Below are 989 nucleotides of genomic sequence, written 5' to 3'. Positions count from 1 at the left end.
ACAGCCCACGTAGAATACGAAACAGCCGGCCGTCACTACGCCCACGTTGACTGCCCAGGCCATGCTGATTATGTTAAAAACATGATTACTGGCGCGGCGCAAATGGACGGCGCGATCCTAGTATGCTCCGCAGCAGACGGCCCAATGCCACAAACACGTGAACACATCCTGTTAGCACGTCAAGTTGGTGTTCCGTACATCATCGTCTTCCTGAACAAATGCGACATGGTAGATGACGCTGAGTTGTTGGAACTGGTTGAAATGGAAGTTCGTGAGTTACTGTCCAAATACGAATTCCCAGGCGACGACTTGCCAATCATCCAAGGTTCCGCAAAGCTCGCCCTCGAAGGCGACAAAGGACCACTGGGCGAAGAAGCCATCATGAAACTCGCTGATGCATTAGACAGCTACATCCCAACACCAGAACGTGCTGTTGACGGCGCCTTCCTGTTGCCAGTAGAAGACGTCTTCTCCATCTCCGGTCGCGGTACTGTTGTAACAGGTCGTATCGAACGCGGTATCGTCAAAGTCGGCGAAGAAATCGAAATCATCGGCATCAAAGACACTGTCAAAACAACCTGTACTGGCGTAGAAATGTTCCGCAAACTGCTCGACCAAGGTCAAGCAGGCGACAACGTCGGCGTCTTGCTGCGTGGTACTAAGCGTGAAGACATCCAACGTGGTCAAGTGTTGGCAAAACCAGGCTCCATCAAGCCACATAGCCACTTCACTGGCGAAATCTACGTCCTGTCCAAAGACGAAGGTGGTCGTCACACACCATTCTTCAACAACTACCGTCCACAATTCTACTTCCGTACAACGGACGTAACTGGTTCGATCGAGTTGCCGAAAGACAAAGAAATGGTCATGCCAGGTGATAACGTCTCCATCACAGTCAAGCTGATCAACCCGATCGCGATGGAAGAAGGTCTGCGTTTCGCGATCCGTGAAGGTGGCCGTACTGTTGGTGCTGGTGTCGTTGCTAAAAT

Annotated in this window: 1 protein-coding gene; it reads left to right on the top strand. The window is 51.5% G+C overall.

Annotated features, from left to right (window positions below; genetic code table 11):
- Positions 1-989 (top strand): elongation factor Tu (gene tuf, locus ACO0K3_RS19475; protein WP_422987500.1); only part of this gene is annotated, 989 nt, incomplete at both ends.

Origin of the sequence: Undibacterium sp. Rencai35W, assembly GCF_049340185.1 — a bacterium.
GTDB lineage: Bacteria > Pseudomonadota > Gammaproteobacteria > Burkholderiales > Burkholderiaceae_D > Undibacterium.
Note: the sequence above shows the minus strand (reverse complement) of the source record. Positions and strands in the feature narration are given on the sequence as shown.